The sequence below is a fragment of the Cellulomonas avistercoris genome, assembly GCF_014836445.1.
Taxonomy (GTDB): Bacteria; Actinomycetota; Actinomycetes; order Actinomycetales; family Cellulomonadaceae; genus Cellulomonas; species Cellulomonas avistercoris.
Genome location: NZ_JACSQV010000003.1, coordinates 108,729 through 132,009, shown reverse-complemented (window position 1 = coordinate 132,009; position 23,281 = coordinate 108,729). Strand labels below are relative to the sequence as shown.

The following is a 23,281-nucleotide window of genomic DNA, read 5'->3' as shown; positions in this document are numbered from 1 at the left end:
GCACTCCCGCAGGGGAGCCGGTCCGGCCCCGTCGTCGTCCTGCCCGCCGGCGCGCCCGCGTGCGGGCGTCGCCGGGACGGCAGCCGCGTCAGGAGGCGCGCTCGGAGCGCTCCTCGTCGTCCCGGCCGTCGGCGGACCCGTCGGCCGGCGCGCACGTGAACCGGCGCCGGTAGGCCAGCGGCGTCGTGCCGAGCGTCCGCGCGAAGTGGTGGCGCAGGAGCGCGGCGGTGCCGAAGCCGCAGCGCCGGGCCACCTCGTCGACGGGCACGTCGGTGCGTTCGAGGAGCTCCTGGGCGCGCCCGACGCGCTGCCGCGCGACCCACGCGGCCGGGGTCGCGCCCGTCTCCGCGCGGAACCTGCGCGCGAAGGTGCGCTCCGACATGAGCGCGCGCGTGGCGAGCACCGGGACACCCAGCTCCTCGTCGAGGTGCTCCAGCATCCAGGCCAGCAGCGGTGCGAGGGTGTCGGCGACGGACGGCAGCGGCGTGTCCACGTACTGCGCCTGGCCGCCGTCGCGCTGCGGCGGCACGACCATGCGGCGGGCCACGCTGCTCGCGGCCGCCGCCCCGAGCTCGCGGCGCACGAGGTGCAGACACGCGTCGATGCCGGCGGCCGTCCCGGCGCCGGTGATCACGCGGCCGTCCTCGACGAAGAGCACGTCGGGGTCGACGGTCGCCGCCGGGAACCGCGCGGCGAGCTCGGCGGCGTGCATCCAGTGCGTCGTGCAGCGCCGTCCGTCCAGCAGGCCGGCCTCCCCCAGCGCGAAGGCGCCGCTGCAGATCGACAGGATCCACGCCCCGCGCGCGTGGGCGTCGCGCAGCGCCGTCAGCACCTCGGCGGGCACCTGCCCCGCGGGCATCCCGTACGCGGGCACGACGACCAGGTCGGCGTCGAGCGTCGCCTCGAGGCCGTGCTCGACGACGATCGAGAACCCGCCCTTGGTGGGCATGACGGCGCCCGCGACGGGGCCGCAGACGCGGAAGTCGAACGACGGGCCGCCGGTGTCGGAACGATCGATCCCGAAGACCTCGCACGCGGTGCCGAGCTCGAACGGCGCGGCGTGGGGCAGGGCGACGACGGCGACGGTCCGGAGCATGCCTCCACGGTCGCATGTGGATGGCAGGATCTCAACGCTCATCGGCACATCTGCCACTCGTGGCGCGATATCGATGAGAGCACCGTTTCTGCCATGGACATCCTCTGGCTCCTCCTCGCGACCCTGTCCGTCGCCGCCCTCCTCGGCGGCCTGGCCCGTGCCGTGCGCGACGACGGCCTGGGCGACCGCGAACCGCCGCCCTCCCACCTCGACGACGCGCACCGCACACCCCTGACGCAGGTCTTCTCCCGCTGACCCGGTCCGGTCGCCCGGACGCCGGGCGACTCGGGGCCGACCCGCGCACCGAACGGCACGACCAGGCGCCCCACGCCTGAGAGACTGTCGCCCGAGCAGGCACCGGACGGACCGGCGCTGCGGGCATGGGCAGGAGTGATGCTGCGTGGGTGAGCTGCCGCTGCGCCTCGCGGTCGTCGGGGACGAGCTGGTGGCCGGCGCGGGCGACCCCAAGGGCCTCGGGTGGGTCGGACGCGTGACCGCCCGCACGCCCGCCCCGGACCCGCTGACGGTCCTCACCCTGGCCGTCCCCGGGGAGACGAGCACCGAGCTCGGCGCCCGCTGGGACGCCGAGGTCTCCCGCCGGCTGTCGCCGCACGCCGACAACCGCCTCGTCGTGGCCCTGGGCCGCGCCGACATCACCGCCGGGCTGTCGCTCGCGCGCAGCCGGCTCAACCTCGCCAACGTGCTGGACGTCGCCGACCAGCGCCGCATCCCCGCCTTCGTCGTCGGACCGCCCCCCGGCGCACCCCACGAGGGCGATCGGCTCGCCGAGCTGTCGGCCGCGCTGGGCGACGTCGCGGCACGTCGACGCGTGCCGTTCGTCGACATGTACTCGCCGCTCGCCACGCACGACCAGTGGCTCGCCGACATGGCGACCTCCCCGCACCAGCTGCCCGGCCAGGCCGGCTACGGCCTCATGGCCTGGCTCGTCCTGCACACCGGGTGGCAGGCGTGGCTCGGCCTGCCGGATGACGGCGCCTGAGCCCCTGCCCGTCACGTCGACGGGCACCCGGCTCGGCTCCCCCGGCCCGCGCGTCGTGGGCCCGCGGGCCGTCCTCGAGGTGTGCGGGCGCGCCGCGCTGATCCTGCTGGCGGCCGCCGCGGTGCTCTACGTCGGGTACGTCGTCGTCGAGCGCCCGGCGCCCGGCGATGCGGTGGACGCCGGCACCGCCGCGGCGATCCTCGCCCTGATGTACGCGCTGCACCTCGTCGCGCTGCTCGTGCTGGGCTGGCCGGGCGGCATCGCGACGGCGCACCTGCTGCGCCACGAGACGTCCGAGGCCCGCCACGTCGCCGGGTTCGCGGTGACGGGTGCCGTGCTGGGTGCCGCGGTCCTGCTCGTCGTGGGGCACGTCGGCGCCGCGGCGGTGTGGGCCGTGGTCGGTGCCGCGTCCGCGGGAGCGGCGCGCGCGTGGACCGGTCACGCCCGCCGCCGGCGCGCCGTCCACCCCTCCCGCGCGTAGCCGTCGCACCCGCGTCGGTCGCGGCCCCACCGCGCCCGGGCGTGCGTCAGCGCAGGGTCGAGCGCATCGTGCGCAGCGCGGTGTCCAGCACCGTGCGCAGCGTCTCGACCGTGAGCTCGTCGACGCCCGCAGCGGCGTCCGCGCGGCGCAGGTCGGCGCGGACCTCGTCGCCGAAGCGCCGCACGACGGCCTCCGCCTCGACGCGGCGCCGGTGGGACGCCGTGCGCTGCGGGTCCGGCGCTCCGGACACCGGGGTCGCCGCGTCACGCGCCCGCTGCGCGGCGGACGCGAGGTCGGCGCGCAGGCCGCGCATGGCGGCCTGCACGTCGTCGCGCACCTGCGACGCCTGGGCCCGCACCGTCTCCGAGATCTCGGCCTCGAGGTGCGCGAGGTCGCCACGCCGCTCGTCGAGCACGGCCCGACCGGCGTCGGTCAGCGTGTACGTCGCCTTGCGGCCCTCGTCGGAGCGCCGGACCAGGCCCTCCTCCTCCAGCCGCGCGAGCCGCGGGTACACGGTGCCGGCGCTGGGCCGGTAGGTGCCGCCGAACCGGTCCGACAGCGCGGTGATGAGCTCGTAGCCGTGCCGCGGCCCGTCCTCGAGGAGCGCGAGGAGGTACAGCCGCAGCTGGCCGTGCGCGAAGACCTGGACCATCAGGCGTGGCCGCTCGTCACGTCGTCGGCCGCGTCACCCGTCGCGTCACCCGGCACGGCGTCCGTCACGTCACCCGGCACGGCGTCCGCGACGTCGTCCGCGACGCCGGGCGCGCGCAGGACCGTGACATGGCCCGTGACCGTCGTCGCCGAGAGGAACGTGCCACCGTCGCCCGCGTCGAGGTCGACCGTGCGGTGACCCGGGCCGGAGCCCTTGTGCTCGCGCCCGTCGACCACGAGCCGCCCGGAGACGGACTGCGCGCGCACCTGCAGCCCGGCGGCCTCGGGCAGCCGGACCGTCAGGTCGCCCGAGACCGTCGTGACCGTCAGCGAGGACGTGCCGGTGCCGACGTCGAGCGAGACAGCCCCGGACACCGAGTTGCCCTGCACGAGGGTCAGGTCGCCGGACGCGGCGATCTCGCCCGAGACGGTGTTGAAGCGCAGGTCGCCGTCGTGCCGGCGCACGACGATGTCACCCGAGACGGTGTTGACCGAGAGCTTGCCGCGCACGTCGTCGACGACGACGGAGCCCGAGACGGTCGACACCGACGCGTCCTCGCGCAGACCCGCGACCAGCCCGTCGGCGCTCACGGTGGCGACCTTGGCCAGGACGCTGCGCGGCACCGCGAGGTGCACGTCGGCGCGGTCCTTGTCCTGGAAGTTGCGGAACTTCTCGACGAAGCCCTCCCAGCCGCCCAGCGTGAAGCTGTACCCGACGCGCAGCTCGCCGTCGGAGAGGGTCACCTCGAGCGGACGGCCGTCGACGCGGTGCACCTCGAGGCGCGCACCACGCGCGTCGGGGTCGTCGTGCGCGACGACGTCGAGACGTCCGCCGACGAGCCCGACGCGCAGCGCGCGGACGTCCTCGACCTCGATGACCTGCGGGCCGGCGACGACCCAGGATTCCGTGGACATGAGGACCTCCAACGCGATATGTCGTGTGATCCAGACACGCTATATCGCGAGTGCGCAGAGCACAACACCCCCGGCAGCACGACGGCCGGCGCCCCGCAGGGTCACCGGCCGCCGAGGGCTCGCGGCGCGCGTCAGACCACGATGCCCGCGCCACGCAGCTCGACCGTCAGGTCGTGCGGGTTCGACGCCACGGCCAGCGCCTCCTCGTAGGTCACGACCGCGTCGCGCACGAGCGTGTACAGGTGCTGGTCGAACGTCTGCATCTTGTAGAAGTCGCCGTCCTTGATCAGGTCCAGCAGCGGCGGGTTCTCCTGCGGCTCGATGATCGCCTCGGCCGTCCGGCCCGTGTTGACCATGACCTCGATCGCCGCCTGGCGCCCGCTGCCGTCGGCCTTGCGCACCAGGCGCTGCGAGACGATGCCGCGCAGCGACTGCGCGAGCGCGATGCGGACCTGCTTCTGCTCGTGCGGCGGGAAGAAGTCGACGATGCGGTTGATGGTCTCGGCGGCGTCGATCGTGTGGAGCGTCGAGAGGACGAGGTGACCGGTCTCGGCGGCCGACAGCGCCGCACGCACGGTCTCGACGTCGCGCATCTCGCCGACGAGGATGACGTCGGGGTCCTGCCGCATGGCCGCACGCAGCGCGACCGTGAAGTCCGCGGTGTCCTGGCGCACCTCGCGCTGGGACACGATGGCCTTCTTGTCCGAGTGCAGGATCTCGATCGGGTCCTCGATCGTGACGATGTTGACCTCGCGGTAGGAGTTGATGAGGTCGACCATCGACGCGAGCGTCGTCGTCTTGCCCGACCCCGTCGGGCCCGTCACCAGCACCAGGCCGCGCGGCTCGAGCGCGAGCTCGCCGACGACCTCCGGCAGCCCCAGCTCACCGAGCGACTGCGCTCCCACCGCGACCCGGCGGAACACCATGCCGTACGTCCCGCGCGCCTGGTAGGCGTTGACGCGGAACCGCCCGACGCCCGACAGTGAGTACGCGAAGTCGGCCTCCTTGGTCTCGCGGAACTTCTCGACCAGGTCGTCCGGGAGCACCTCCTCGAGCATCCGCTCGGTGTCCAGCGGCCGCAGCTCCGGTGCCTGCAGCTTGCGCAGGCGCCCGTCGACCCGCACGCGCGGGGCGGACCCGACCTTGCAGTGCAGGTCGGAGCCCCCGGTGCTGGCCAGGGCGTGCAGGAACGGGATCACGGACTGCGGCTGCTGGCTCACGTGAGGGGTATCGGGATCCCGGTGCCCGCACTTGAGCGACGCGGGAGGCGCGCGCGACCCGCGCGGTGTGGGACGATGGAGCGATATCCCCGGCGCGTGCGGTTGTGAGCGCGCGCCGCGAACCGAGGAGAACCAGCGATGAGCAAGCGTGGCCGCAAGCGTCGCTCCCGCAAGGGGAACGCCGCCAACCACGGCAAGCGTCCCAACGCCTGAGCGTTCGACGCCCTGACGTGCCGACGGGCCCGGAGCATCGCTCCGGGCCCGTCGCCGTCCCACCTGGTGTCCGAGCCGGTGCTCGACGCGGCGTCAGGCCTCCGGCTCGGCGACGGCGCGCAGGCGCAGGACGCTGAGCTGCTCGTGGATCCGCAGGCGCAGCGCCGCGGGCGCCTCCTCCTGGCAGCAGCGCCGCACGAGCTGCTTGAGGACCACCTCGATGTGCTCCTCCTCGAGGCACGGCGCGCACTCGTCGAGGTGCGCCTGGACGCGCTTCTGGTCCAGGTCGCCCAGCTCGGAGTCGACGTACTCCCAGAGTCGCTCGACAGCCTCGTCGCACCCGCAGGCGGTGCCGTCCACCCGCCCGGGCCCGGCGTCCTCGGGGGCGCTCATCGTGCACCGTCCGGGGCCGTCGGGGCGGCACCGGCCAGCCCGCGGCCGCGTGCGTAATCGGAGAGCAGCTCGCGCAGCTGGGCGCGTCCTCGGTGCAGGCGGGACATCACCGTCCCGATCGGCGTGCCCATGATCTCGGCGATCTCCTTGTACGCGAAGCCCTCGACGTCCGCGAGGTAGACCGCGATGCGGAAGTCCTCGGGGATCTGCTGCAGGGCGTCCTTCACGTCGGAGTCCGGCAGGTGGTCCAGCGCCTCGGCCTCGGCCGAGCGCAGGCCACGTGACGTGTGCGACTCCGCACGCGCCAGCTGCCAGTCCTCGATCTCCTCCGACCGGGACTGCTGCGGCTCGCGCTGCTTCTTGCGGTACGTGTTGATGTACGTGTTGGTGAGGATGCGGTACAGCCACGCCTTGAGGTTGGTGCCCGGGCGGTACTGGTGGAACGCCGCGAACGCCTTCGTGAAGGCCTCCTGGACCAGGTCCTCCGCGTCGGCGGGGTTGCGCGTCATCCGCAGCGCAGCGCCGTACAGCTGGTCCAGGTAGACCAGCGCCTCCGCCTCGAACCGGTCGCTGCGGGCGGCGTCGTCCTCGCCGGCCGGGGCACGCGTCGTGCCCTGGTCCTCCTCGACGCCCTCGGGTAGCTCGCTCATCGCCCACGAGCCTAGTGCTCCGCGAGCCACGTCACCCGACCGGGCACCGGGCACGCCCCACGGCGACACGGCGGGTGCGGGCCCGGGCAGGGGACGGATCGCGACAGCACAGCTCATGACCCGTCCAACACCCGCCCCCGGCGCGGGCATTCCCGTAAGTGCGCGCCGGGCGGCGGACGACACTAGCGTGGGACCACCGCCGACCCGCGGTGGATCCCTCAGGAGGAACCCGTGCTGCTGCGTCGCCTCGCCCGTCCCCTGTTCGCGTCGTGGTTCGTCAGCCAGGGGCTCGACGCGCTGCGACACCCCGGCGCCCACGCGCAGGTCGTGCGCGACGGGCTGGACGGCGTGCGCTCCCGCGTGCCGCTGTCCGCCCGGTCCTCCGCGCCCGGACCCGTCGCCCAGGCCCTCACGGGCGGCCTGAGCGACAAGCAGCTCGCGACCGCGACCCAGGTGCACGGTGCCGCGATGCTCGTCGCGGGCGCGATGCTGGCCGTGGGACGCGCACCACGCTCGGCCGCCCTGGCGCTCGCCGCGCTCACGGTCCCGCTCGTGGTCGTGAACCTGCCGCTCGGGCGCGGGCTGACGCCCGACGAGAAGAAGGCACGCTCCGAGCGCTTCGTGCGGGCGCTGTCCTTCACGGGCGGCGCGGTGCTCGCGGGGGTCGACCTCGAGGGCCGCCCGGGCGTGTCCTGGCGTGTGCAGCACGCGCGGGCCGACCGCGCGGCGCTCAAGGCCGCGCGCGCCACCGAGGCCGCCAAGCACGTGGACGGCTGACGCCCGCCGTGCACCGACGCCGCTAGCCTGGCCGCATGACGAGCCCGCACTCCGACCTGTGGTCCGCACCCGTCGCCGACGCGCCCCTGGACGCCACGGTCGCGGTGCCCGGCTCGAAGTCGCTGAGCAACCGCTACCTCGCCCTGGCCGCCGTCGCCGGGGGCCCCAGCACGCTGCGCTCGCTGCTGGTCTCGCGCGACACGCGGCTCATGGCGGCGGCGCTCGAGACGCTGGGCGTGCAGGTGGACCTCGGCGGCGACGCCGTGCGCGTCACGCCCGCACCGCTGCGCGGGCACGTCACGATCGACTGCGGACTTGCCGGGACCGTCATGCGGTTCCTTCCCGCGATCGCGGCGCTCGCCGACGGTCCGGTGCACTTCAAGGGCGACGTCGAGGCGCTCGTGCGGCCCATGGGTCCCCTGCTGCACGCGCTGCGCGCGCTCGACGTCCGGGTGGACGACGAGGGCGAGCCCGGCCACCTGCCGTTCACGGTCCACGGCCGCGGGACGGTGGGCGGCGGCCACGTCGACATCGACGCGTCGGGCTCGAGCCAGTTCGTCAGCGGCCTGCTGCTCGCGGGTGCCCGGTTCGAGCGCGGGCTGACCGTCCGGCACACCGGCCCGACGCTGCCCAGCCTGCCGCACATCGAGATGACCGTCGCCGTGCTGCGCGCTGCGGGCGTGGTGGTCGACGACTCGCGTCCCGAGATCTGGCGCGTCGAGCCCGGCCCGGTCGCGGGTCGCGACGTGCACGTCGAGCCGGACCTGTCGAACGCCGCGCCGTTCCTGTGCGCCGCGATGGTCGCCGGCGGCTCCGTGAGCGTCCCCGGGTGGCCGGCCCGCACGACGCAGCCCGGCGGGCTGCTGCCGGACATCCTGACCCGCATGGGGGCGTCCGTCGCGCTCGACGGCGAGGTGCTCACGGTCACCGGCACCGGCGAGGTGCGCGGTGTCGACCTCGACCTGCGGGCCGCCGGTGAGCTCGCGCCGACGATCGCCGCGCTCGCGACGCACGCGGACTCCCCCACGCGGCTGCGCGGCATCGCGCACCTGCGCGGCCACGAGACCGACCGGCTGGCCGCGCTCGCGGCGGAGATCACCCGCGTCGGCGGGCAGGCCGAGCAGACGTCCGACGGCCTGGTCATCACGCCGCGCCCGCTGCACGGCGGCGTGTGGCGGACGTACGCCGACCACCGCATGGCGACCGCCGGCGCCCTCGTGGGTCTGCGCGTGCCCGGCGTCGAGGTCGAGGACGTCGCCACGACCGCCAAGACCCTGCCCGGCTTCGTCGACCTGTGGGCCGGCATGCTCGCGGCGTCCGCCGGCCACGTGGTGCGTGACGGCCTGACCGCGGGACCGACCGCCTGATGCCCGAGCGGCGCTACGACGAGCGGGACGTGCGGATCCGTCCCGGTCGGGGTTCGCGCCCCCGCACCAAGCGACGCCCCGAGCACGCCGACGCGCGCACGGCGATGGTCGTCGCGGTCGACCGGGGCCGCTACACGGTGCTCCTCGACCCCGGCGGGCCGGACGAGACCCGGATCCTCGCCATGAAGGCGCGCGAGCTCGGCCGGGACCGCGTGGTCCCCGGCGACCGCGTCGACGTCGTGGGTGACACCACCGGGGCGGAGGGCTCGCTCGCGCGCATCGTGCGGATCGGTGAGCGCCGCACCGTGCTGCGCCGCACGGCCGACGACACCGACCCGGTCGAGCGCATCATCGTCGCCAACGCCGACCGGCTCGTCGTCGTCACCGCGCTGGCCGACCCCGAGCCGCGCACGCGGATGATCGACCGGTGCGTGGCAGCGGCGTACGACGCGGGCATGGAGGTCCTGCTGGCCCTCACCAAGGGCGACCTGGCGGACCCCGCCGAGCTGATCGCGATGTACGCACCGATCGGCGTCGACGTCGTCGTGACGAGCCGCGGCGTCGACCCCGTGACGGGTGAGCGCACGATCGTCGGGCTCGACAGGCTGCGCGACGTGCTGACGGGCGACGTGTCCGTGCTGGTCGGCCACTCGGGCGTCGGCAAGTCCACGCTGGTCAACGCACTGGTGCCCGACGCCCGGCGCGCCGTGGGCGTGGTCAACGACGTGACGGGCCGCGGGCGTCACACGTCGTCCTCGGCCATCGCGCTCGAGGTGCACGGCACGGACGCCCCGACGTGGGTCATCGACACCCCCGGTGTGCGGTCGTTCGGGCTCGCGCACGTCGACCCGAGCCACCTGCTCGGGGCGTTCCCCGACCTCGACGACGTGGCGCGCGAGTGCCCCCGCGGGTGCACGCACCTGGCCGACTCCCCCGACTGCCTGCTCGACGAGTGGGTGGCCGACGCACCGGACGACGTCGTCCGCGCGGCACGCGCCGCACGCCTCGACTCGTTCCGCCGTCTGCTGGTCAGCCGCCTCGGCGTCGAGGACGAGAGCGACGGGGACGGCGCGCGCGGCCGGTGATCCGCGCCCCGCTTCGGTAGGTTGACGCCGCGGACCGCCCGTCGACGACGGCGGACGGGTACCGCACCAGCACTGAGGAGCCCCATGGCCTACGACGACGACCTCCGGCTGGCGCACGTCGTCGCCGACACGGTCGACTCGCTGACGATGTCGCGCTTCAAGGCGCAGGACCTGCAGGTCGAGACCAAGCCCGACCTCACGCCCGTGACCGACGCGGACCGTGCGGCCGAGGACCTGGTGCGCTCCCAGCTGGGCCGCGCGCGACCGCGGGACGCGGTGCACGGCGAGGAGCGCTCGGACACCGGGCACGGCCCGCGCCGCTGGGTCGTCGACCCCATCGACGGCACCAAGAACTTCGTCCGCGGCGTCCCCGTGTGGGCGACGCTGCTCGCGCTGATGGACGGCGACGAGGTCGTGCTCGGCGTGGTCAGCGCACCGGCTCTCGGCCGGCGCTGGTGGGCCGCCAAGGGCACGGGCGCGTTCACCGGCAAGTCCCTCGCGGCCGCGACGCGGCTGCGCGTGTCGGGTGTCGAGCGGCTCGAGGACGCGTCGCTGTCGTACTCCGACCTGGCCGAGTGGGAGGAGCACGGGCGTCTCGACCCGTTCCTCGACCTGAGCCGTCGCGTGTGGCGCACACGGGCCTACGGTGACTTCTGGTCGTACGTGCTCGTCGCGGAGGGCGCCGTCGACGTGGCCGCCGAGCCCGAGCTCGAGCTGTACGACATGGCAGCGCTCGTCCCCGTCGTCACGGAGGCCGGCGGCCGGTTCACGTCGCTCAAGGGCGTCGACGGCCCGCACGGCGGCAGCGCCGTGGTCACCAACGGCCTGCTGCACGACGAGGTCCTGGCCGCGCTGTCCGTCTGACCGATCCGCCCGTCCGTCCGTCCCGGAGGTGCCCATGGACCGCTACGACCACGCCGAGCAGGCCGCGTCGTTCACGCACGGCGCGGACGAGTACGCGGCGGTGCGGCCCGGCTACCCCGACGCCGCGATCGACCTCCTGCTGCCCGGCGGCGCGCACGACGTGCTCGACCTCGCCGCGGGCACGGGCAAGCTCACGGAGTCGCTCGTGGCACGTGGCGTGCGCGTGGTCGCCGTCGAGCCCGCCGACGGCATGCGCGCACAGCTCGTCGCCGCGCTACCCGACGCCGAGGTGCACGCCGGGACGGCCGAGGCGATCCCGCTGCCCGACGCGTCGGTCGACGTCGTGACGGTCGCGCAGGCGTGGCACTGGTTCGACGAGCGCGCGGCCTCGGCCGAGGTCGCGCGCGTGCTGCGCCCCGGCGGGCTGCTCGGCCTGGTGTGGAACGACCGCGACGACGACGTGCCGTGGGTCGCCGCGTACGGCGCGCTGCTGGACGAGGCCGCCGGCGGCCCACCGCCCGCGCACGGCGCGCACCCGACGCCAGGCGACGCGTTCACCGACGTCCTGCGCACCGACGTGCGGTGGGAGCACGTCCTGACGCCTGACGAGCTCGTGCGCCTGGCGGGCACACGCTCCTACGCGCTCGTGCTGCCGCCGGACGAGCGCGCGGCGCTGCTCGAGCGGGTGCGGACGCTCGTCACGACGCACCCGGACCTCGCCGGGCTCGACCGGGTCCCGGTCCCCTACGTCACGCGCGTGTACACGGCCCGTCGCCGCTGACGCTCAGGGCAGGTCCAGCACCGCGGGCAGCTCGTCGAGCGAGCGGATCACGGTGACCCCCGCGGCGGCGACGTCCGCCGCCGTCACCGGGACGCGGCGCGGACCCGGCCGGTCCAGCCACACGCCGACCAGTCCCGCGTCCCGTGCGGCCACGGCGTCGACGTCGAGCTCGTCACCCACGTAGGCCGTGCGGGCCGGCGCGGTGCCCAGCCGCCGGCAGGCCTCGAGGAACACCCGCGGGTCCGGCTTGCCGAAGCCGAGGGTGTCGACGCCGACGAGCACCTCGAGGCGCTCCCCCAGCCCGGCGCGTGCCAGCTTGGTGCTCTGGTACGCGTGGCGTGCGTTCGTCAGCGCCCCGATGCGGACCCCCGCGTCGAGCAGCCGCACGAGCACGGGGTCGGCGTCGTCGTGCGCGGTCCACCCGGCGGCGAACGCGTCGTCGAACAGCGCGTCCCACGCGTCGTACGCGTCGTCGTCGAGCACCGGGCCGCCGACGGTCGCGTGCAGCTCGTTCGCGCGCGTCATGCGCTGCTCACGGAACGTCAGCTCGCCGCGCGTGTACGCGCGGTAGTGCCCGCCGGGGTCGGCGCGCCACAGCGCGAGCGCCCCGTCGACGTCGGCGCCCGGCGCGTACCGGTCGAGCACCGCCGCGAGCGCGACGCGGAAGGCCGCACGCGTCTCGACGAGCGTGTCGTCGATGTCGAACAGGACGCCGTCGACCGCCGTCACAGGGTCGCGCGCAGCGCGGCGATCCGTGCCAGGGTCGCGTCCTTGCCGAGGATCTCCATGGACTCGAACAGGGGCGGCGACACGCGGCGGCCCGTCAGCGCGACGCGCAGCGGCGTGTACGCGAACCGGGGCTTGATGCCCAGGCCGCCCTCCTCCGCCGGCGACACGAGGGCGGCGCCGAGCGCGGTCTGCGTCGCGTCGGTCGTGAAGCCGTCGGCCGGGATCTCGCCCAGCACCTGCGCGGCACGGTCGAGCACGTCGGCCGACTCGGCGCGCAGCGCGCCGCGGGCGTCCTCGGCGACCTCGAGCGCGTCGTCCGCGACGAAGAGGAAGCCGAGCATGCCGACGGCCTCGCCCAGCAACGTCATGCGCTCCTGGACCAGCGGGGCGCCCGCGTCGAGCAGCGCGCGGTGCTCCGGCGACAGGTCCGCGTACGCGTCCGCGGGGACCAGGCCCGCGGCGTGCAGGTAGGGCACGAGGCGGTCGCGGAAGTCCTCGGGGGCGAGCATGCGCACGTGCGCGCCGTTGATCGCCTCGGCCTTCTTGAGGTCGAAGCGCGCGGGGTTCGGGTTGACGTCGGCGACGTCGAACGCCTCGATCATCTCGGCCATCGTGAACACGTCGCGGTCGGGCGCGATGGACCAGCCCAGCAGCGCGAGGTAGTTGAGCAGCCCCTCGGGGGTGAACCCGCGGTCCCGGTGCAGGAACAGGTTGGACTCGGGGTCGCGCTTGGAGAGCTTCTTGTTGCCCTCGCCCATGACGTACGGCAGGTGGCCGAACTGCGGCATGACGGTGGCGACGCCCAGGTCGAGCAGCGCCCGGTAGAGCACGACCTGACGCGGCGTCGAGGACAGCAGGTCCTCGCCGCGCAGCACGTGCGTGATGCCCATGAGCGCGTCGTCGACCGGGTTGACGAGCGTGTAGAGCGGGTGCCCGTTGCCGCGGACGATGACGTAGTCGGGCACCGACCCGCCCTTGAAGGTGATCTCGCCCCGGACCACGTCGACGAACGAGACGTCCTCGTCGGGCATCCGCACGCGGATGACCGGCTCACGCCCCTCCGCCCGGTAGGCGGCCTTCTGCTCGTCGGTCAGGTCCCGGTCGTAGCCGTCGTACCCGAGCTTGGGGTCGCGCCCGGCCGCGCGGTGCCGCGCCTCGACCTCCTCGGGCGTCGAGAACGACTCGTAGGCGTAGCCGCCCTCGACCAGGCGCGCGACGACGTCGCGGTACAGGTCGTAGCGCTGCGACTGCCGGTACGGCTCGTGCGGGCCGCCGACCTCGACGCCCTCGTCCCAGTCCATGCCCAGCCAGCGCAGCGCGTCGAGCAGCTGCAGGTACGACTCCTGCGAGTCGCGCGCCGGGTCGGTGTCCTCGATGCGGAACACGAACGTGCCGCCCACGTGACGTGCGTACGCCCAGTTGAACAGCGCGGTACGGATGAGGCCGACGTGGGGCGTGCCCGTCGGGGACGGGCAGAAACGGACGCGCACGGGACTGCTGGCGGACACGGAACACCTCGGAGGTGGTGGGAGCGGGATCCCCTCCAGCCTACCGAGCGGCCGGAACCCCGAGGTGCCGACGGTCGTTGGAGGGGTCATGCACGGCACCGCCGCAGGGCCCCTGACGGATCCGTCCCCTCGTCCCGCGGCGGAGGTGGCCCCGGGTGGCGACACGTCGGCCGGCACGGCCCGGGCCGTGGCCGACGTCGTGCGACGACGGGCCGCCGAGCTGGTCACGGCCGACATGGACCCTGCCGAGGTCGCGGGGCACGTGCGCGACGCGCAGCGGGAGATGGCCCGCTTCCGGATGGGCTACGAGTTCGGCATCGAGGAGATGCTGACGAAGATCCGCATCCTGCGCTCGGAGTTCCGCCAGACGCACGACCACAACCCCATCGAGCACGTCACGTCCCGCCTGAAGTCGATGGACTCCATCATCGACAAGGCCGTGCGGTACGGCTGCGCCACCGACCTGCCGACGATCCGCGAGCGCATCCGCGACATCGCGGGCATCCGCATCACGTGCAGCTTCGAGTCGGACGCGTACTGGGTCGCCGAGATGCTGTCGCAGCAGCCGGACGTCGAGGTCGTGCAGCGCAAGGACTACATCGCCGCCCCCAAGGCCAACGGGTACCGCTCGCTGCACCTCATCGTGCGCATCCCGGTGTTCCTGTCCGACCGGACCGAGCACGTGTTCGTCGAGGTGCAGATCCGCACCATCGCGATGGACTTCTGGGCGAGCGTCGAGCACAAGCTGTTCTACAAGTACCGCGGTGACGTGCCCGCGCACCTGCAGACCGAGCTGCTGGACGCCGCGCGCACCGCGGCCGAGCTCGACGCACGCATGGGGCGGCTGCGCGACGAGGTGCGCGACCTGGGCGGGGACGGCACCCCGGGCGCACCTCGTGAAGCCGCGACGCCGCCGGCCTGACCCGTCGCCGCGGCCGCCGTCACCGGGCGGTGACGGCGTCGCCGTCGTGCACGCCCGCCTCCCACACGTCACCCGGCACGTCGCCCGGCAGCAGCGGGTTGCCGTGCCCGACGAACCGGTCGTCGCGTCCCGCGCGGCTCGCCGCCCGGTAGTCGGCCAGCGCGCCCAGCGCCCAGCGGGACAGCAGCAGGATCGCGACGAGGTTGACGGTGGCCATCAGCGCCATGGCGATGTCGGCGACGGCCCACACGGTCGTCAGCGCGAGCAGCGATCCGCTGCCGACCGCAGCCAGGACCAGGGTGCGCAGCGCCGTCAGGGCCCGTCCCCGGATGCCGAGGTAGGTCAGGTTGGTCTCCGCGTAGGAGTAGTTGCCGAGCACCGAGCTGAACGCGAACGAGAACACCAGCACCGTCATCGGCAGGGACGTCCACGACCCCAGCTCGTGCTCGATCGCCGCCGCCGTCAGCGCCGCACCGGCGTTCGGGCCGGTCTCCCCCGGCACGTACACCTCGGGCCCGGCGGACAGGACGATGAACGCCGTCGCCGAGCACACGAGCATGGTGTCGACGAACACCCCGAACGACTGCACCAGGCCCTGCTTCACGGGGTGCGACACCGTGGCGGTCGCTGCGGTGTTCGGCGCCGAGCCCATGCCGGCCTCGTTGGAGAACAGGCCACGCTTGGTGCCGTTGAGCACCGCCGCCAGGACGCCGCCGGCCGTGCCGGCCAGCGCGCTGTCGAGCCCGAACGCACCCCGCAGGATCTGCCCGACGACGTCCGGGAGCGCCGAGATGTTGAGCGCCACGATGACGATCGCGAGCAGCAGGTACGCGCCGGCCATGAGCGGCACGACGACCTCGGCGACCCGCGCGACGCGGCGCACGCCGCCGAACAGCACGGGTGCGGCCACGACCACGAGGCCCACCGCGGTCCACGCGACGGGGACCTCGTGGCTGGAGGACAGCGTGTCGGCGATGGTGTTCGCCTGCACCATGTTGAAGGCGAACCCGAAGGTGATCACGAGCAGCACGGCGAACACCGCGCCCCACCGGTAGGAGCCCAGCCCGCGCTGGATGTAGTAGGCCGGACCCCCGCGGTACGAGCCGTCCTCCTGGCGCACCTTGAACACCTGGGCGAGCGTCGCCTCGATGAGCGCGGTGGACATGCCGACCGCGGCCACGACCCACATCCAGAAGACCGCGCCCGGCCCGCCGAGCGTCAGCGCGACCGCGACGCCCGCGATGTTGCCCGTGCCCACGCGCGAGGCGAGGCCCACGGCGAACGCCTGGAACGACGAGATGCCGCCGGCCGCGTCCGCCCGGGACGAGAACAGCTGGCGGACCATCGTCGGGAACAGCCGCACCTGCGCGGCACCCGTGCGGACCGTGAACCACAGGCCCACGCCGACGAGCACGTAGACCAGCCAGTACGAGTACAGCGCGTTCGTGAGCCAGTCGATCCCCACCTGCAGGTCCATGCCGTGCCCCCCGGTCCGCCGGTCCTGTGAGGCCGAGCGTAGGGGCGCGGGCCGCCTGCGGCGACGGCTACGGGGTCCGGCGCACCACAGGGTTGCGCAGGACCCCGATCTCCCCGACCTCGACCTCGACGACGTCGCGGTGCTCGATGCGCCCCACGCCCGCCGGTGTCCCGGTGAGGATCACGTCGCCGGGCAGCAGCGTGAACACCTCGGACACGTACGACACGAGGTACGCGACGTCGAAGACCATCTGCGACGTGCGCCCGTCCTGACGCGGCTCACCGTTGACCCGGGCCGTGACCGGCAGGTCGTCGACGTCGAGGCCCGGCACGATCCACGGGCCGATGGGGCACGACGTGTCGAAGCCCTTGGCGCGCGTCCACTGGGCGTCGGAGCGCTGGATGTCGCGCGCCGTGACGTCGTTGGCGACGGTATAGCCGAAGACGTGGTGCAGCGCACGCTCGGGGCTGACGTCCTTGGTGACCTTGCCGATGACGACGGCCAGCTCGGCCTCGTGCTCGACGTGCTCGGTCCAGTCGGGCAGCACGATCGGGTCGTCCGGGCCGATGACCGAGGTGTTGGGCTTGAGGAACAGCAGGGGCGACGTCGGGACGTCGTTGCCGTGCTCGGCCGCGTGCGCGGCGTAGTTGCGGCCCACGCCGACGATCTTGGAGCGCGGGATGACGGGCGCCAGCAGGCGCACGCCGTCGTCGTCGAGCCGGACCCGCTCGCCGGTCGGCTGCACCGGCGTGTAGATGGGGTCGCCCGTGATGACGACGAGCTCCTCGTGACCGGGCTCGCCCTCGACGAGCGCGTAGCGGGGGTCGGAACCGTTGGTGAACCTGGCGATGCGCACGGGTCCAGCCTAGGTCCCCCGCGGCCGCGTCAGGCGCGCGCGAGCACCTCGCCGTGCGGCACGAGGAACCAGCCGTCGGGCGACGTGCCCCACTCGCGCCACGCGTCGGCGAGCAGCTCGAGCGCCACCTCGTCGGCGAGGTGGTGCTCCATCGCCTGGACGGCGAAGTTCGAGGCCACGCACCGGTCGGCCCACAGGCCTGCCCACCACGTGCGGTCCTCGGGGGTCGCGTAGCACCACACGCCCGCGCCCGGCGCGACGCCGGCGGGGTCGAAGCCGGCCTCGCGGACCCACGACAGCAGACGGCGTCCGGCGTCCGCCTCGGCCCCGTTGGCCTGCGTCACCTCGTGGTACAGCTCCTGCCACTCGTCGAGCCCGGGGTGCGGCGGGTACCACGTCATGCCCGCGTAGTCGGCGTCCCGCACGGCCACGACGCCACCCGGTCGCGTGACCCGGCGCATCTCGCGGAGCGCCGCGACGGGGTCGGTGAGGTGCTGCAGCACCTGGTGGGCGTGCACCACGTCGAACGTGTCGTCCTCGAACTCCAGCGCGTACGCGTCACCGACCTCGAAGCGCACGTTGTCCGCGCCCTTCTCCGCGGCGTGCTCCGTGGCCACCGCGAGCACGGCGGCGGAGCGGTCCACGCCGACGACCTCGCCCGGCGCGACGCGGGACGCGAGGTCCACCGTCACCGTGCCGGGACCGCACCCGACGTCGAGCAGCCGCTGCCCGGGCTCGAGCGCGGGCAGCAGGTAGCCGGCGGAGTTCTCCGCCGTGCGCCACCGGTGCGAGCGCAGCACGCTCTCGTGGTGGCCGTGCGTGTAGACGTCGTGGGTCCGCGTGGTCACCACGCACTGTAGGCACGCGGTTCCCCGTCTGACCAACACCCGGGACGGCTGAGTTCACATGTCGAGAAGCAGCACCGCGCCGCAGGCCCGGGGGACGTCTAGCATGCCCAGGGTGCGACGCATCGTCGGGGTGGACACCGCCCGTGGTCTGGCCGTGCTCGGCATGGTGACCGCGCACGTCGGGCTCGACGACCCCGACCGCGCGTTCCCGCCCGGCGGCTGGTCGCAGCTCGCGGACGGTCGGCCCTCGGCGCTCTTCGTGCTGCTGGCCGGCGTGGGGCTCGCGCTGCTGTCCGGCGGCGACGACCCCGTGGACGGCACGCGCCTGGTCCAGGCGCGGCTGCGGATCCTCGTGCGGGCCGTGCTGCTCGTGGTCATGGGCACGCTGCTCGTGCTCCTGGAGACGCCCGTCGTGGTGATCCTCGTGGTCTACGCGGCCCTCTTCGCCGCGGGGGTCGCCGTCCTGCGGTGGCCCCGCTGGGCACTGGTCGTCGCGGCCGTCGTCGTCGCGCTGCTCGGGCCCGTGGTGCGCCAGCTGGTCGCGCCCCACGTCGAGGTGGCCGACGCTCGTCCCCTCGACCTGCTCGCCGTGCTGGTGGGCGACTACTACCCCGCGGTCGTGTGGATCGCGTACGTGCTCGTCGGGCTCGCGGTCGGTCGCAGCGACCTGCGCGCCGCCCGCACGCACGCGGCCCTCGCGGCCTGGGGCGTCTCGCTCGTCGCGCTCGGCCACGGCGGGGCGTGGGCCGCGCGGCTCGTGCTGGGGCGGGTCACCGAGCTCACGACGGCCGAGCCCCACTCGTCCACGTTCTTCGAGGTCGCCGGGAACACCGGCACGTGCCTGCTGGTGCTGGCCGTCTGCCTCGCCGTGGGGACGCGGTGGCCGCGGGCGCTCGCACCGCTGTCGGCGACGGGCGCGCTCGCGCTCACCGCCTACACCGGCCAGCTGCTGGTGATCGCCGTGCTGGGCGACGACGTCGTCTGGGCGCCGACCCCGGCTAGCTGGCTCGCGTTCCTGCTCGGGACGCTCGCGCTGTGCTGGGTGTGGCGCGCGACGCTCGGCCGGGGGCCGCTCGAGCTGCTGCTGCACACGGTGTCGGTGCGCGCCGCCGACGTCGCGCCGGACGTGCTCCCCGCCCGCCGCGGGGCGGCGCGCGGGGCGGGCGACGAGGCTGCCGCCGCGCCCGGGAGGCCTGTCAGCGAGGTCGAGCGCCCGGCCTGAGCACGCTCACAGCGGGTCGAGGATCCGCTGCAGGAAGCGGCGCGTGCGCTCGTGCCGCGGGTCGCCCAGCACGTCGTCGGGGCGCCCCTCCTCGACGACGACGCCGCCGTCCATGAACACGACGTGGTCGGCCACCTGCCGCGCGAACCGGATCTCGTGCGTCACGACGACCATCGTCCAGCCCTCGGCGGCCAGGTCCCGCATGACCGCGAGCACCTCCCCCACCGTCTCGGGGTCGAGAGCCGACGTGGGCTCGTCGAACAGCAGCAGCCGGGGCCGCAGCGCGAGCGCGCGGGCGATGCCCACGCGCTGCTGCTGGCCGCCCGACAGCTCGTGCGGGTACGCGTCGGCCTTGTCGGCCAGGCCCACCTTGGCCAGCAGCGCGGTCGCCTCGGCCCTCACCTCGGCGGCGGGGCGACGCTGCGCGTACAGCGGGCCCTCGGTGACGTTCTGCAGCGCGGTGCGGTGCGGGAACAGCTGGTGGGACTGGAAGACCATGCCCGACGTCGCACGCAGGCGCCGCAGGTCGCCCGCCGCCGGCCGACGCGTGAAGTCGATCGCGACGTCGTCGACGCGCACGGTGCCCGCCTCGGGGACCTCGAGCGAGTTGAGGCAGCGCAGCAGCGTCGTCTTGCCGGACCCGGACGGGCCGATCAGCACCGTGACGCTGCCGCGGTCGACGCCCAGGTCGATGCCGCGCAGCACGTGCAGGCCACCGAAGGACTTGTGCAGGCCGTGGACCTCCACCAGGGGACGGGTGTCCGTCGGGGTGGTCGCGTCGCTCGTCGTCATCACGTCTCCCACGTCAGTGCGCCACGAACCGGTCGAGCCGGCGCTCGAGCCGCGACTGGAGCGTCGACAGCACCAGGCAGATGAGCCAGTAGATGACCGCGGCCAGCGAGTACAGCGTCATGAACTCGTACGTCGGCGCCGCGATCTCCTGCGCCTTGCGCAGCAGCTCGGTGACCATGATCGTCGACGCCAGCGACGTGTCCTTGACCAGCGAGATGAACGTGTTGGACAGCGGCGGCACGGCGACGCGCACGGCCTGCGGGAGCACCACCCGCCGCAGCGTCAGCGTGTGGTTCAGCCCGATGGTCGCGGCCGCCTCCCACTGCCCCTTGGGCACCGACAGGATCGCGGCACGGATCGTCTCGGCCGCGTACCCGCCGACGTTCAGCGAGAACGCGACGACCGCCGACGGGAACGGGTCGATGACCAGCCCCAGCGACGGCAGCGCGTAGAAGATGATGAAGAGCTGCACGAGCAGCGGCGTGCCGCGGATCAGTGAGATGTACACGCGCGCCGCACCCGACACGACGCGCCGGCGCGACAGCCGGGCGAGGGCGACGACGAGCGCGAGCACCAGCCCGATGACGAACGAGATCAGCGTCAACGGGATGGTGCCGCGCACGGCGCCGGACAGCAGCGGTCCGATCGAGGACGCGACCAGGTCCCACGTGTCCGCGCTCACGCCACCTCCCCGCGCCCCGCCGCTGTCACTGCGAGACGTCCTGGCCGAACCACTTCTGGGAGATCTCGGCGAGCGTGCCGTCCGCGCGCAGCGCCGCGAGCGCCTCGTCGACCTGCGCCGTGAGGTCCGACCCCTTGCGCAGCGCGAACGCCTGCTCGACGGTGTCGCCGGTCTCGAAGGCGATCTTCACCGAGGTGTCCCCGGACTGCTTGAGGTAGTCGAGCACGGCGAGGTCGTCGTTGAAGGTCACGTCGATGCGGCCCTGCTTCAGCAGCGCGACCGCCTGCGTGAGCCCTTCGACGGACTCCACCTTCGCACCCGCGTCGGTGGCGACCTGCGACCAGTTCGACGTCGCGGACTGCGCGGCAGTCAGGCCCGAGACGTCGGCGAGGGACGTCACGGCGTCGTCGTCGGCGGCGACCAGCGCGACGCCCGTCGACACGGTGTACGGCTCGCTGAGGTCGTACTTCTCGGCGCGCTCGTCGTTGACCGTGACCTGGTTGGCGATGAGGTCGTACCGCTCCGCCTCGAGCCCCGCGAAGATCGAGTCCCACGTGGTCTCGGAGAACTCGACCTCCAGGCCCAGCTCGTCCGCGACGGCCGTGATGACCTCGACGTCGTAGCCCGTGAGCTCGCCGTCGGCGTCGTGGAAGCTGAACGGCGAGTACGTGCCCTCGGTACCGACGCGCAGCACGCCGGCCTGCGACGTGCCCTCGCCGCTCGGCTCCGGGTCGCCGGACGAGCACGCGGCCAGCGTCCCGACGGCGACGACGAGAGCGGCGGCGAGGAGGCGGGGGGTGCGGGACATGGGAGGACCTTTCGATACGGGCCTGCACAGCGTGACGGTGCACGCAGGGGCATGAGGAGAGAGCACCACGGGAGGGTGGCTCGTGCCACCGGGGGCGACGGGGGTCGCCGGCCGGACGGGAGACGTCCGACGGGGGCTGCGTCAGCGACAGCAGCGACAACCACGACACGCGACGACGAGAGCGTCGCGGGAGGTCGTGGTCATGCGGCAGACCCTAGCACCGCGTCGGCGCCGGTCAGGGCCACACGAGCGCGCGGTCCCAGCCGTCGCGCGTGCGGCGGTAGACCAGCCGGACGTGGGCGCGGTCGACGCTGCCCTGCCAGAACTCGAGCACCTGCGGCACGACGAGCCACGCCTGCCACGTCGGCAGGACGTAGCCCGGGTCGGCGTCGATGCGGGCACGCGCGTCACGCATGGTCGCCCGCAGGTCGTCGACGGACGTCAGCGGCTCACCCGGCCGGACACCCGCCGCCGCCGCGCGCGACGCGGGCGACCGTGCGAGGTAGTCGGCCCCGGAGACCTCCGCGCCGAGGTACCGGGCGGCCCCGGCGACCCGCACCTGGCGCACCAGCGGCTGCCACCAGAAGCCGAGCGCCGCCTGCGGGTTCGCCGCCAGGTCGGCCGCCTTCGCGCTGCGGGCGTCGGTCGCGAACGCGAAGCCCTCGGGGCCGACGTCCTTGAGGACGAGCACGCGCGCCGACGGGCGGCCGTCGGCGTCGGCGGTCGCGAGCGTCGCCGCGTGCGGCTCGGGCACGCCGCGCTCGACAGCCGCGGTGAACCACGCGGCGAACAGTTCGAGGGGGTCGGTGGGGGCGGTGTCCGGGTCGAACGGCGGGGCGTCGCCGGACAGGGCGGGCAGGGACCGCAGCAGCTCGCGCACGTCGCCACCCTGCCGCGCGGGCCGGGCGGAGGCAACCACGCGCGACCTACGCTGGGTGGGTGCCGACCGTCCCGCCCGCCGCCCCGACCGTGCTCGACGCGGCCGCGTGGGCCCCCCGCGCCGCGGCGCACGCCGAGCGCGCCGACGTGCTCACGGCCGGCCACCGGGCACGTCGGTCGCGGCACGAGAAGCACGCGGTCGAGGACTTCCTGTTCGAGTACTACCCGGCGACGCCCGCACAGCTGCGCCGGTGGCACCCCGGGGCGGGCGTCGCGCTCGCGCCGGGCGAGGACGGTCCCGCTCGGCACGCATCGTGGCGCTGGTACCGGACGGACGACGCGGGGGCGGCGACGCTGGACGTCGACGCGTTCCTCGCCGCGCGCGGCGACACCGTGCGGTTCGTCGCCGGGCTGCTCGCCGCGACCGCGTCCCGCCCGGCCGCCACGGGGTGCTTCGGGCTCCACGAGTGGGCGATGGTCTACCGCGAGCGCGAGGGCGAGCACCGCCACCCCCTGCCGCTGCGCCTGGGCGGCGCGGGGACCGACGCCGTCGTCGAGGCGCACCGCATCCGCTGCACGCACTTCGACGCGTTCCGCTTCTTCACGCCCGACGCCGTGGGCCGCAACACGCTCTCGCCGACGCGGGAGACGCAGACCTCGATGGAGCAGCCCGGCTGCCTGCACGCCAACATGGACCTCTACAAGTGGGCCCTCAAGCTCGGTCCGCTCGTGCCGGGTGACCTGCTGCTCGACTGCTTCGAGCTGGCGCGCGAGATCCGCACGACCGACATGCGGGCCAGCCCGTACGACGTGACGCCGTACGGGCTGGACCCCGTCGCGATCGAGACGGTCGACGGCAAGGCACAGTACGTGCGCCTCCAGCGGGCGTACGCCGCACGCTCGAACACCCTGCGCGAGCGCCTGCTGTCGACCCTGCCCTGACGCCGGCTCTCCCCCGGCGACCCGTCGTCAGGACTGCGGGCGGTCGTCAGGACTGCGGGCGCGACCCGCAGACGACGCCGACGCACTGCGGCTCGTTGCCGTTGCCGCGGGCCTGGTTGCCGC

27 protein-coding genes are annotated in these 23,281 nt (G+C 74.3%); 12 read left to right on the top strand and 15 right to left on the bottom strand.

Annotated elements, in window-relative coordinates; translation table 11 throughout:
• Window positions 1-88 precede the first annotated feature (88 nt).
• The gene (locus tag H9657_RS05130; protein WP_191781023.1) at window positions 89-1,096 is read right to left on the bottom strand and encodes a GlxA family transcriptional regulator; all 1,008 of its coding nucleotides are present in this window, start codon (window positions 1,094-1,096) and stop codon (window positions 89-91) included.
• A gap of 93 nt (window positions 1,097-1,189) precedes the next feature.
• Here H9657_RS05130 and H9657_RS05125 point away from each other — a divergent pair, with 93 nt between their 5' ends.
• The 3 genes from H9657_RS05125 (at window position 1,190) to H9657_RS05115 (ending at window position 2,577) form a co-directional block, all read left to right on the top strand.
• Window positions 1,190-1,351 (top strand): hypothetical protein, encoded by a 162-nt coding sequence (locus tag H9657_RS05125; RefSeq protein WP_191781021.1) that lies wholly within the window; start codon window positions 1,190-1,192, stop codon window positions 1,349-1,351.
• Between the two features lie 145 nt (window positions 1,352-1,496).
• A complete protein-coding gene (locus tag H9657_RS05120; RefSeq protein WP_191781019.1) occupies window positions 1,497-2,096 on the top strand; it encodes a GDSL-type esterase/lipase family protein in 600 nt (199 codons plus the stop codon).
• A complete protein-coding gene (locus tag H9657_RS05115; protein ID WP_191781017.1) occupies window positions 2,083-2,577 on the top strand; it encodes a hypothetical protein in 495 nt (164 codons plus the stop codon). Before H9657_RS05120 ends, H9657_RS05115 begins: the two co-directional genes overlap by 14 nt.
• A gap of 46 nt (window positions 2,578-2,623) precedes the next feature.
• Here the strand turns inward: H9657_RS05115 and H9657_RS05110 are convergent, their stop codons facing one another.
• From H9657_RS05110 to H9657_RS05100, 3 genes are all read right to left on the bottom strand, one after another.
• Window positions 2,624-3,229 carry a PadR family transcriptional regulator gene (locus H9657_RS05110; protein WP_191781015.1) on the bottom strand — a complete coding sequence of 202 codons (606 nt, stop codon included), beginning with the start codon at window positions 3,227-3,229 and terminating at the stop codon, window positions 2,624-2,626.
• Window positions 3,229-4,143: a DUF4097 family beta strand repeat-containing protein gene (locus H9657_RS05105; RefSeq protein ID WP_191781013.1), complete on the bottom strand. Its 915-nt coding sequence runs from the start codon at window positions 4,141-4,143 to the stop codon at window positions 3,229-3,231. The genes H9657_RS05110 and H9657_RS05105 overlap by 1 nt, the downstream gene beginning before the upstream one ends.
• Window positions 4,144-4,274: 131 nt before the next feature.
• Window positions 4,275-5,363 (bottom strand): type IV pilus twitching motility protein PilT, encoded by a 1,089-nt coding sequence (locus H9657_RS05100; protein WP_191781011.1) that lies wholly within the window; start codon window positions 5,361-5,363, stop codon window positions 4,275-4,277.
• A 138-nt stretch (window positions 5,364-5,501) separates the two neighbouring features.
• Between H9657_RS05100 and H9657_RS19795 the strand changes: the two genes are divergently transcribed.
• Complete coding sequence (locus tag H9657_RS19795) at window positions 5,502-5,576, top strand: 50S ribosomal protein bL37 (RefSeq protein WP_099052597.1); 75 nt, start codon at window positions 5,502-5,504, stop codon at window positions 5,574-5,576.
• A 93-nt stretch (window positions 5,577-5,669) separates the two neighbouring features.
• On the opposite strand, the gene rsrA is transcribed toward H9657_RS19795, so the two are convergent.
• Entirely contained in the window at window positions 5,670-5,969 is a 300-nt protein-coding gene (gene rsrA / locus H9657_RS05095) for a mycothiol system anti-sigma-R factor (protein ID WP_191781009.1), read from the bottom strand.
• Complete coding sequence (locus H9657_RS05090; RefSeq protein ID WP_318241303.1) at window positions 5,966-6,736, bottom strand: sigma-70 family RNA polymerase sigma factor; 771 nt, start codon at window positions 6,734-6,736, stop codon at window positions 5,966-5,968. Before H9657_RS05090 ends, rsrA begins: the two co-directional genes overlap by 4 nt.
• 114 nt (window positions 6,737-6,850) lie before the next feature.
• Between H9657_RS05090 and H9657_RS05085 the strand changes: the two genes are divergently transcribed.
• The 5 genes from H9657_RS05085 to H9657_RS05065 all read left to right on the top strand — a co-directional run bounded on the left by H9657_RS05085 (window position 6,851) and on the right by H9657_RS05065 (window position 11,493).
• The gene (locus H9657_RS05085) at window positions 6,851-7,396 is read left to right on the top strand and encodes a DoxX family membrane protein (RefSeq protein WP_191781005.1); all 546 of its coding nucleotides are present in this window, start codon (window positions 6,851-6,853) and stop codon (window positions 7,394-7,396) included.
• A 35-nt stretch (window positions 7,397-7,431) separates the two neighbouring features.
• On the top strand, window positions 7,432-8,763 hold the full coding sequence (aroA, locus tag H9657_RS05080) for a 3-phosphoshikimate 1-carboxyvinyltransferase (RefSeq protein ID WP_191781003.1): 1,332 nt from the start codon (window positions 7,432-7,434) through the stop codon (window positions 8,761-8,763).
• Window positions 8,763-9,848 carry a ribosome small subunit-dependent GTPase A gene (gene rsgA / locus H9657_RS05075; RefSeq protein ID WP_191781001.1) on the top strand — a complete coding sequence of 362 codons (1,086 nt, stop codon included), beginning with the start codon at window positions 8,763-8,765 and terminating at the stop codon, window positions 9,846-9,848. The genes aroA and rsgA overlap by 1 nt, the downstream gene beginning before the upstream one ends.
• Window positions 9,849-9,932: 84 nt before the next feature.
• Window positions 9,933-10,712, top strand: coding sequence for a histidinol-phosphatase (gene hisN, locus H9657_RS05070; RefSeq protein ID WP_191780999.1), 780 nt, complete (start codon window positions 9,933-9,935; stop codon window positions 10,710-10,712).
• A gap of 34 nt (window positions 10,713-10,746) precedes the next feature.
• Window positions 10,747-11,493: a class I SAM-dependent methyltransferase gene (locus H9657_RS05065; protein ID WP_191780997.1), complete on the top strand. Its 747-nt coding sequence runs from the start codon at window positions 10,747-10,749 to the stop codon at window positions 11,491-11,493.
• A gap of 3 nt (window positions 11,494-11,496) precedes the next feature.
• Here the strand turns inward: H9657_RS05065 and H9657_RS05060 are convergent, their stop codons facing one another.
• Entirely contained in the window at window positions 11,497-12,222 is a 726-nt protein-coding gene (locus H9657_RS05060; protein WP_191780994.1) for an HAD family hydrolase, read from the bottom strand.
• Entirely contained in the window at window positions 12,219-13,730 is a 1,512-nt protein-coding gene (gltX, locus tag H9657_RS05055; RefSeq protein ID WP_191780992.1) for a glutamate--tRNA ligase, read from the bottom strand. Before gltX ends, H9657_RS05060 begins: the two co-directional genes overlap by 4 nt.
• 88 nt (window positions 13,731-13,818) lie before the next feature.
• Here gltX and H9657_RS05050 point away from each other — a divergent pair, with 88 nt between their 5' ends.
• Window positions 13,819-14,652, top strand: a complete 834-nt coding sequence (locus tag H9657_RS05050) for a GTP pyrophosphokinase (protein WP_318241302.1) — start codon at window positions 13,819-13,821, stop codon at window positions 14,650-14,652.
• Window positions 14,653-14,671: 19 nt separating this feature from the next.
• Here H9657_RS05050 and H9657_RS05045 read toward each other — a convergent pair whose 3' ends face one another.
• From H9657_RS05045 to H9657_RS05035, 3 genes are all read right to left on the bottom strand, one after another.
• Complete coding sequence (locus tag H9657_RS05045; protein ID WP_191780990.1) at window positions 14,672-16,129, bottom strand: alanine/glycine:cation symporter family protein; 1,458 nt, start codon at window positions 16,127-16,129, stop codon at window positions 14,672-14,674.
• Window positions 16,130-16,196: 67 nt separating this feature from the next.
• The gene (locus H9657_RS05040) at window positions 16,197-16,985 is read right to left on the bottom strand and encodes a fumarylacetoacetate hydrolase family protein (protein WP_191780988.1); all 789 of its coding nucleotides are present in this window, start codon (window positions 16,983-16,985) and stop codon (window positions 16,197-16,199) included.
• A gap of 29 nt (window positions 16,986-17,014) precedes the next feature.
• Window positions 17,015-17,833 carry a methyltransferase domain-containing protein gene (locus H9657_RS05035; RefSeq protein ID WP_191780986.1) on the bottom strand — a complete coding sequence of 273 codons (819 nt, stop codon included), beginning with the start codon at window positions 17,831-17,833 and terminating at the stop codon, window positions 17,015-17,017.
• Between the two features lie 103 nt (window positions 17,834-17,936).
• Between H9657_RS05035 and H9657_RS05030 the strand changes: the two genes are divergently transcribed.
• Entirely contained in the window at window positions 17,937-19,055 is a 1,119-nt protein-coding gene (locus tag H9657_RS05030; protein WP_225214669.1) for a heparan-alpha-glucosaminide N-acetyltransferase domain-containing protein, read from the top strand.
• A 6-nt stretch (window positions 19,056-19,061) separates the two neighbouring features.
• On the opposite strand, the gene H9657_RS05025 is transcribed toward H9657_RS05030, so the two are convergent.
• The 4 genes from H9657_RS05025 to H9657_RS05010 form a co-directional block, all read right to left on the bottom strand.
• A complete protein-coding gene (locus H9657_RS05025; protein ID WP_318241301.1) occupies window positions 19,062-19,847 on the bottom strand; it encodes an amino acid ABC transporter ATP-binding protein in 786 nt (261 codons plus the stop codon).
• Between the two features lie 13 nt (window positions 19,848-19,860).
• Window positions 19,861-20,529 carry an amino acid ABC transporter permease gene (locus H9657_RS05020; RefSeq protein ID WP_191780983.1) on the bottom strand — a complete coding sequence of 223 codons (669 nt, stop codon included), beginning with the start codon at window positions 20,527-20,529 and terminating at the stop codon, window positions 19,861-19,863.
• 25 nt (window positions 20,530-20,554) lie between these two features.
• Complete coding sequence (locus H9657_RS05015; RefSeq protein ID WP_191780981.1) at window positions 20,555-21,337, bottom strand: amino acid ABC transporter substrate-binding protein; 783 nt, start codon at window positions 21,335-21,337, stop codon at window positions 20,555-20,557.
• A gap of 235 nt (window positions 21,338-21,572) precedes the next feature.
• Window positions 21,573-22,217, bottom strand: coding sequence for a pyridoxine/pyridoxamine 5'-phosphate oxidase (locus H9657_RS05010; protein ID WP_191781311.1), 645 nt, complete (start codon window positions 22,215-22,217; stop codon window positions 21,573-21,575).
• Between the two features lie 59 nt (window positions 22,218-22,276).
• Between H9657_RS05010 and H9657_RS05005 the strand changes: the two genes are divergently transcribed.
• Window positions 22,277-23,158: a 3-methyladenine DNA glycosylase gene (locus H9657_RS05005; protein ID WP_191780979.1), complete on the top strand. Its 882-nt coding sequence runs from the start codon at window positions 22,277-22,279 to the stop codon at window positions 23,156-23,158.
• The last annotated feature ends 123 nt before the right edge of the window (window positions 23,159-23,281 follow it).

Bases quoted from the DNA above. Each gene is read 5' to 3' on its own strand.
- H9657_RS05130 (WP_191781023.1), bottom strand. From the start codon at position 1,096: ATGCTCCGGACCGTCGCCGTCGTCGCCCTGCCCCACGCCGCGCCGTTC.
- H9657_RS05125 (WP_191781021.1), top strand. From the start codon at position 1,190: ATGGACATCCTCTGGCTCCTCCTCGCGACCCTGTCCGTCGCCGCCCTC.
- H9657_RS05115 (WP_191781017.1), top strand. From the start codon at position 2,083: ATGACGGCGCCTGAGCCCCTGCCCGTCACGTCGACGGGCACCCGGCTC.
- H9657_RS05110 (WP_191781015.1), bottom strand. From the start codon at position 3,229: ATGGTCCAGGTCTTCGCGCACGGCCAGCTGCGGCTGTACCTCCTCGCG.
- H9657_RS05105 (WP_191781013.1), bottom strand. From the start codon at position 4,143: ATGTCCACGGAATCCTGGGTCGTCGCCGGCCCGCAGGTCATCGAGGTC.
- rsrA (WP_191781009.1), bottom strand. From the start codon at position 5,969: ATGAGCGCCCCCGAGGACGCCGGGCCCGGGCGGGTGGACGGCACCGCC.
- H9657_RS05090 (WP_318241303.1), bottom strand. From the start codon at position 6,736: ATGAGCTGTGCTGTCGCGATCCGTCCCCTGCCCGGGCCCGCACCCGCC.
- aroA (WP_191781003.1), top strand. From the start codon at position 7,432: ATGACGAGCCCGCACTCCGACCTGTGGTCCGCACCCGTCGCCGACGCG.
- rsgA (WP_191781001.1), top strand. From the start codon at position 8,763: ATGCCCGAGCGGCGCTACGACGAGCGGGACGTGCGGATCCGTCCCGGT.
- hisN (WP_191780999.1), top strand. From the start codon at position 9,933: ATGGCCTACGACGACGACCTCCGGCTGGCGCACGTCGTCGCCGACACG.
- H9657_RS05065 (WP_191780997.1), top strand. From the start codon at position 10,747: ATGGACCGCTACGACCACGCCGAGCAGGCCGCGTCGTTCACGCACGGC.
- H9657_RS05050 (WP_318241302.1), top strand. From the start codon at position 13,819: ATGCACGGCACCGCCGCAGGGCCCCTGACGGATCCGTCCCCTCGTCCC.
- H9657_RS05045 (WP_191780990.1), bottom strand. From the start codon at position 16,129: ATGGACCTGCAGGTGGGGATCGACTGGCTCACGAACGCGCTGTACTCG.
- H9657_RS05030 (WP_225214669.1), top strand. From the start codon at position 17,937: ATGCCCAGGGTGCGACGCATCGTCGGGGTGGACACCGCCCGTGGTCTG.
- H9657_RS05025 (WP_318241301.1), bottom strand. From the start codon at position 19,847: ATGACGACGAGCGACGCGACCACCCCGACGGACACCCGTCCCCTGGTG.
- H9657_RS05015 (WP_191780981.1), bottom strand. From the start codon at position 21,337: ATGTCCCGCACCCCCCGCCTCCTCGCCGCCGCTCTCGTCGTCGCCGTC.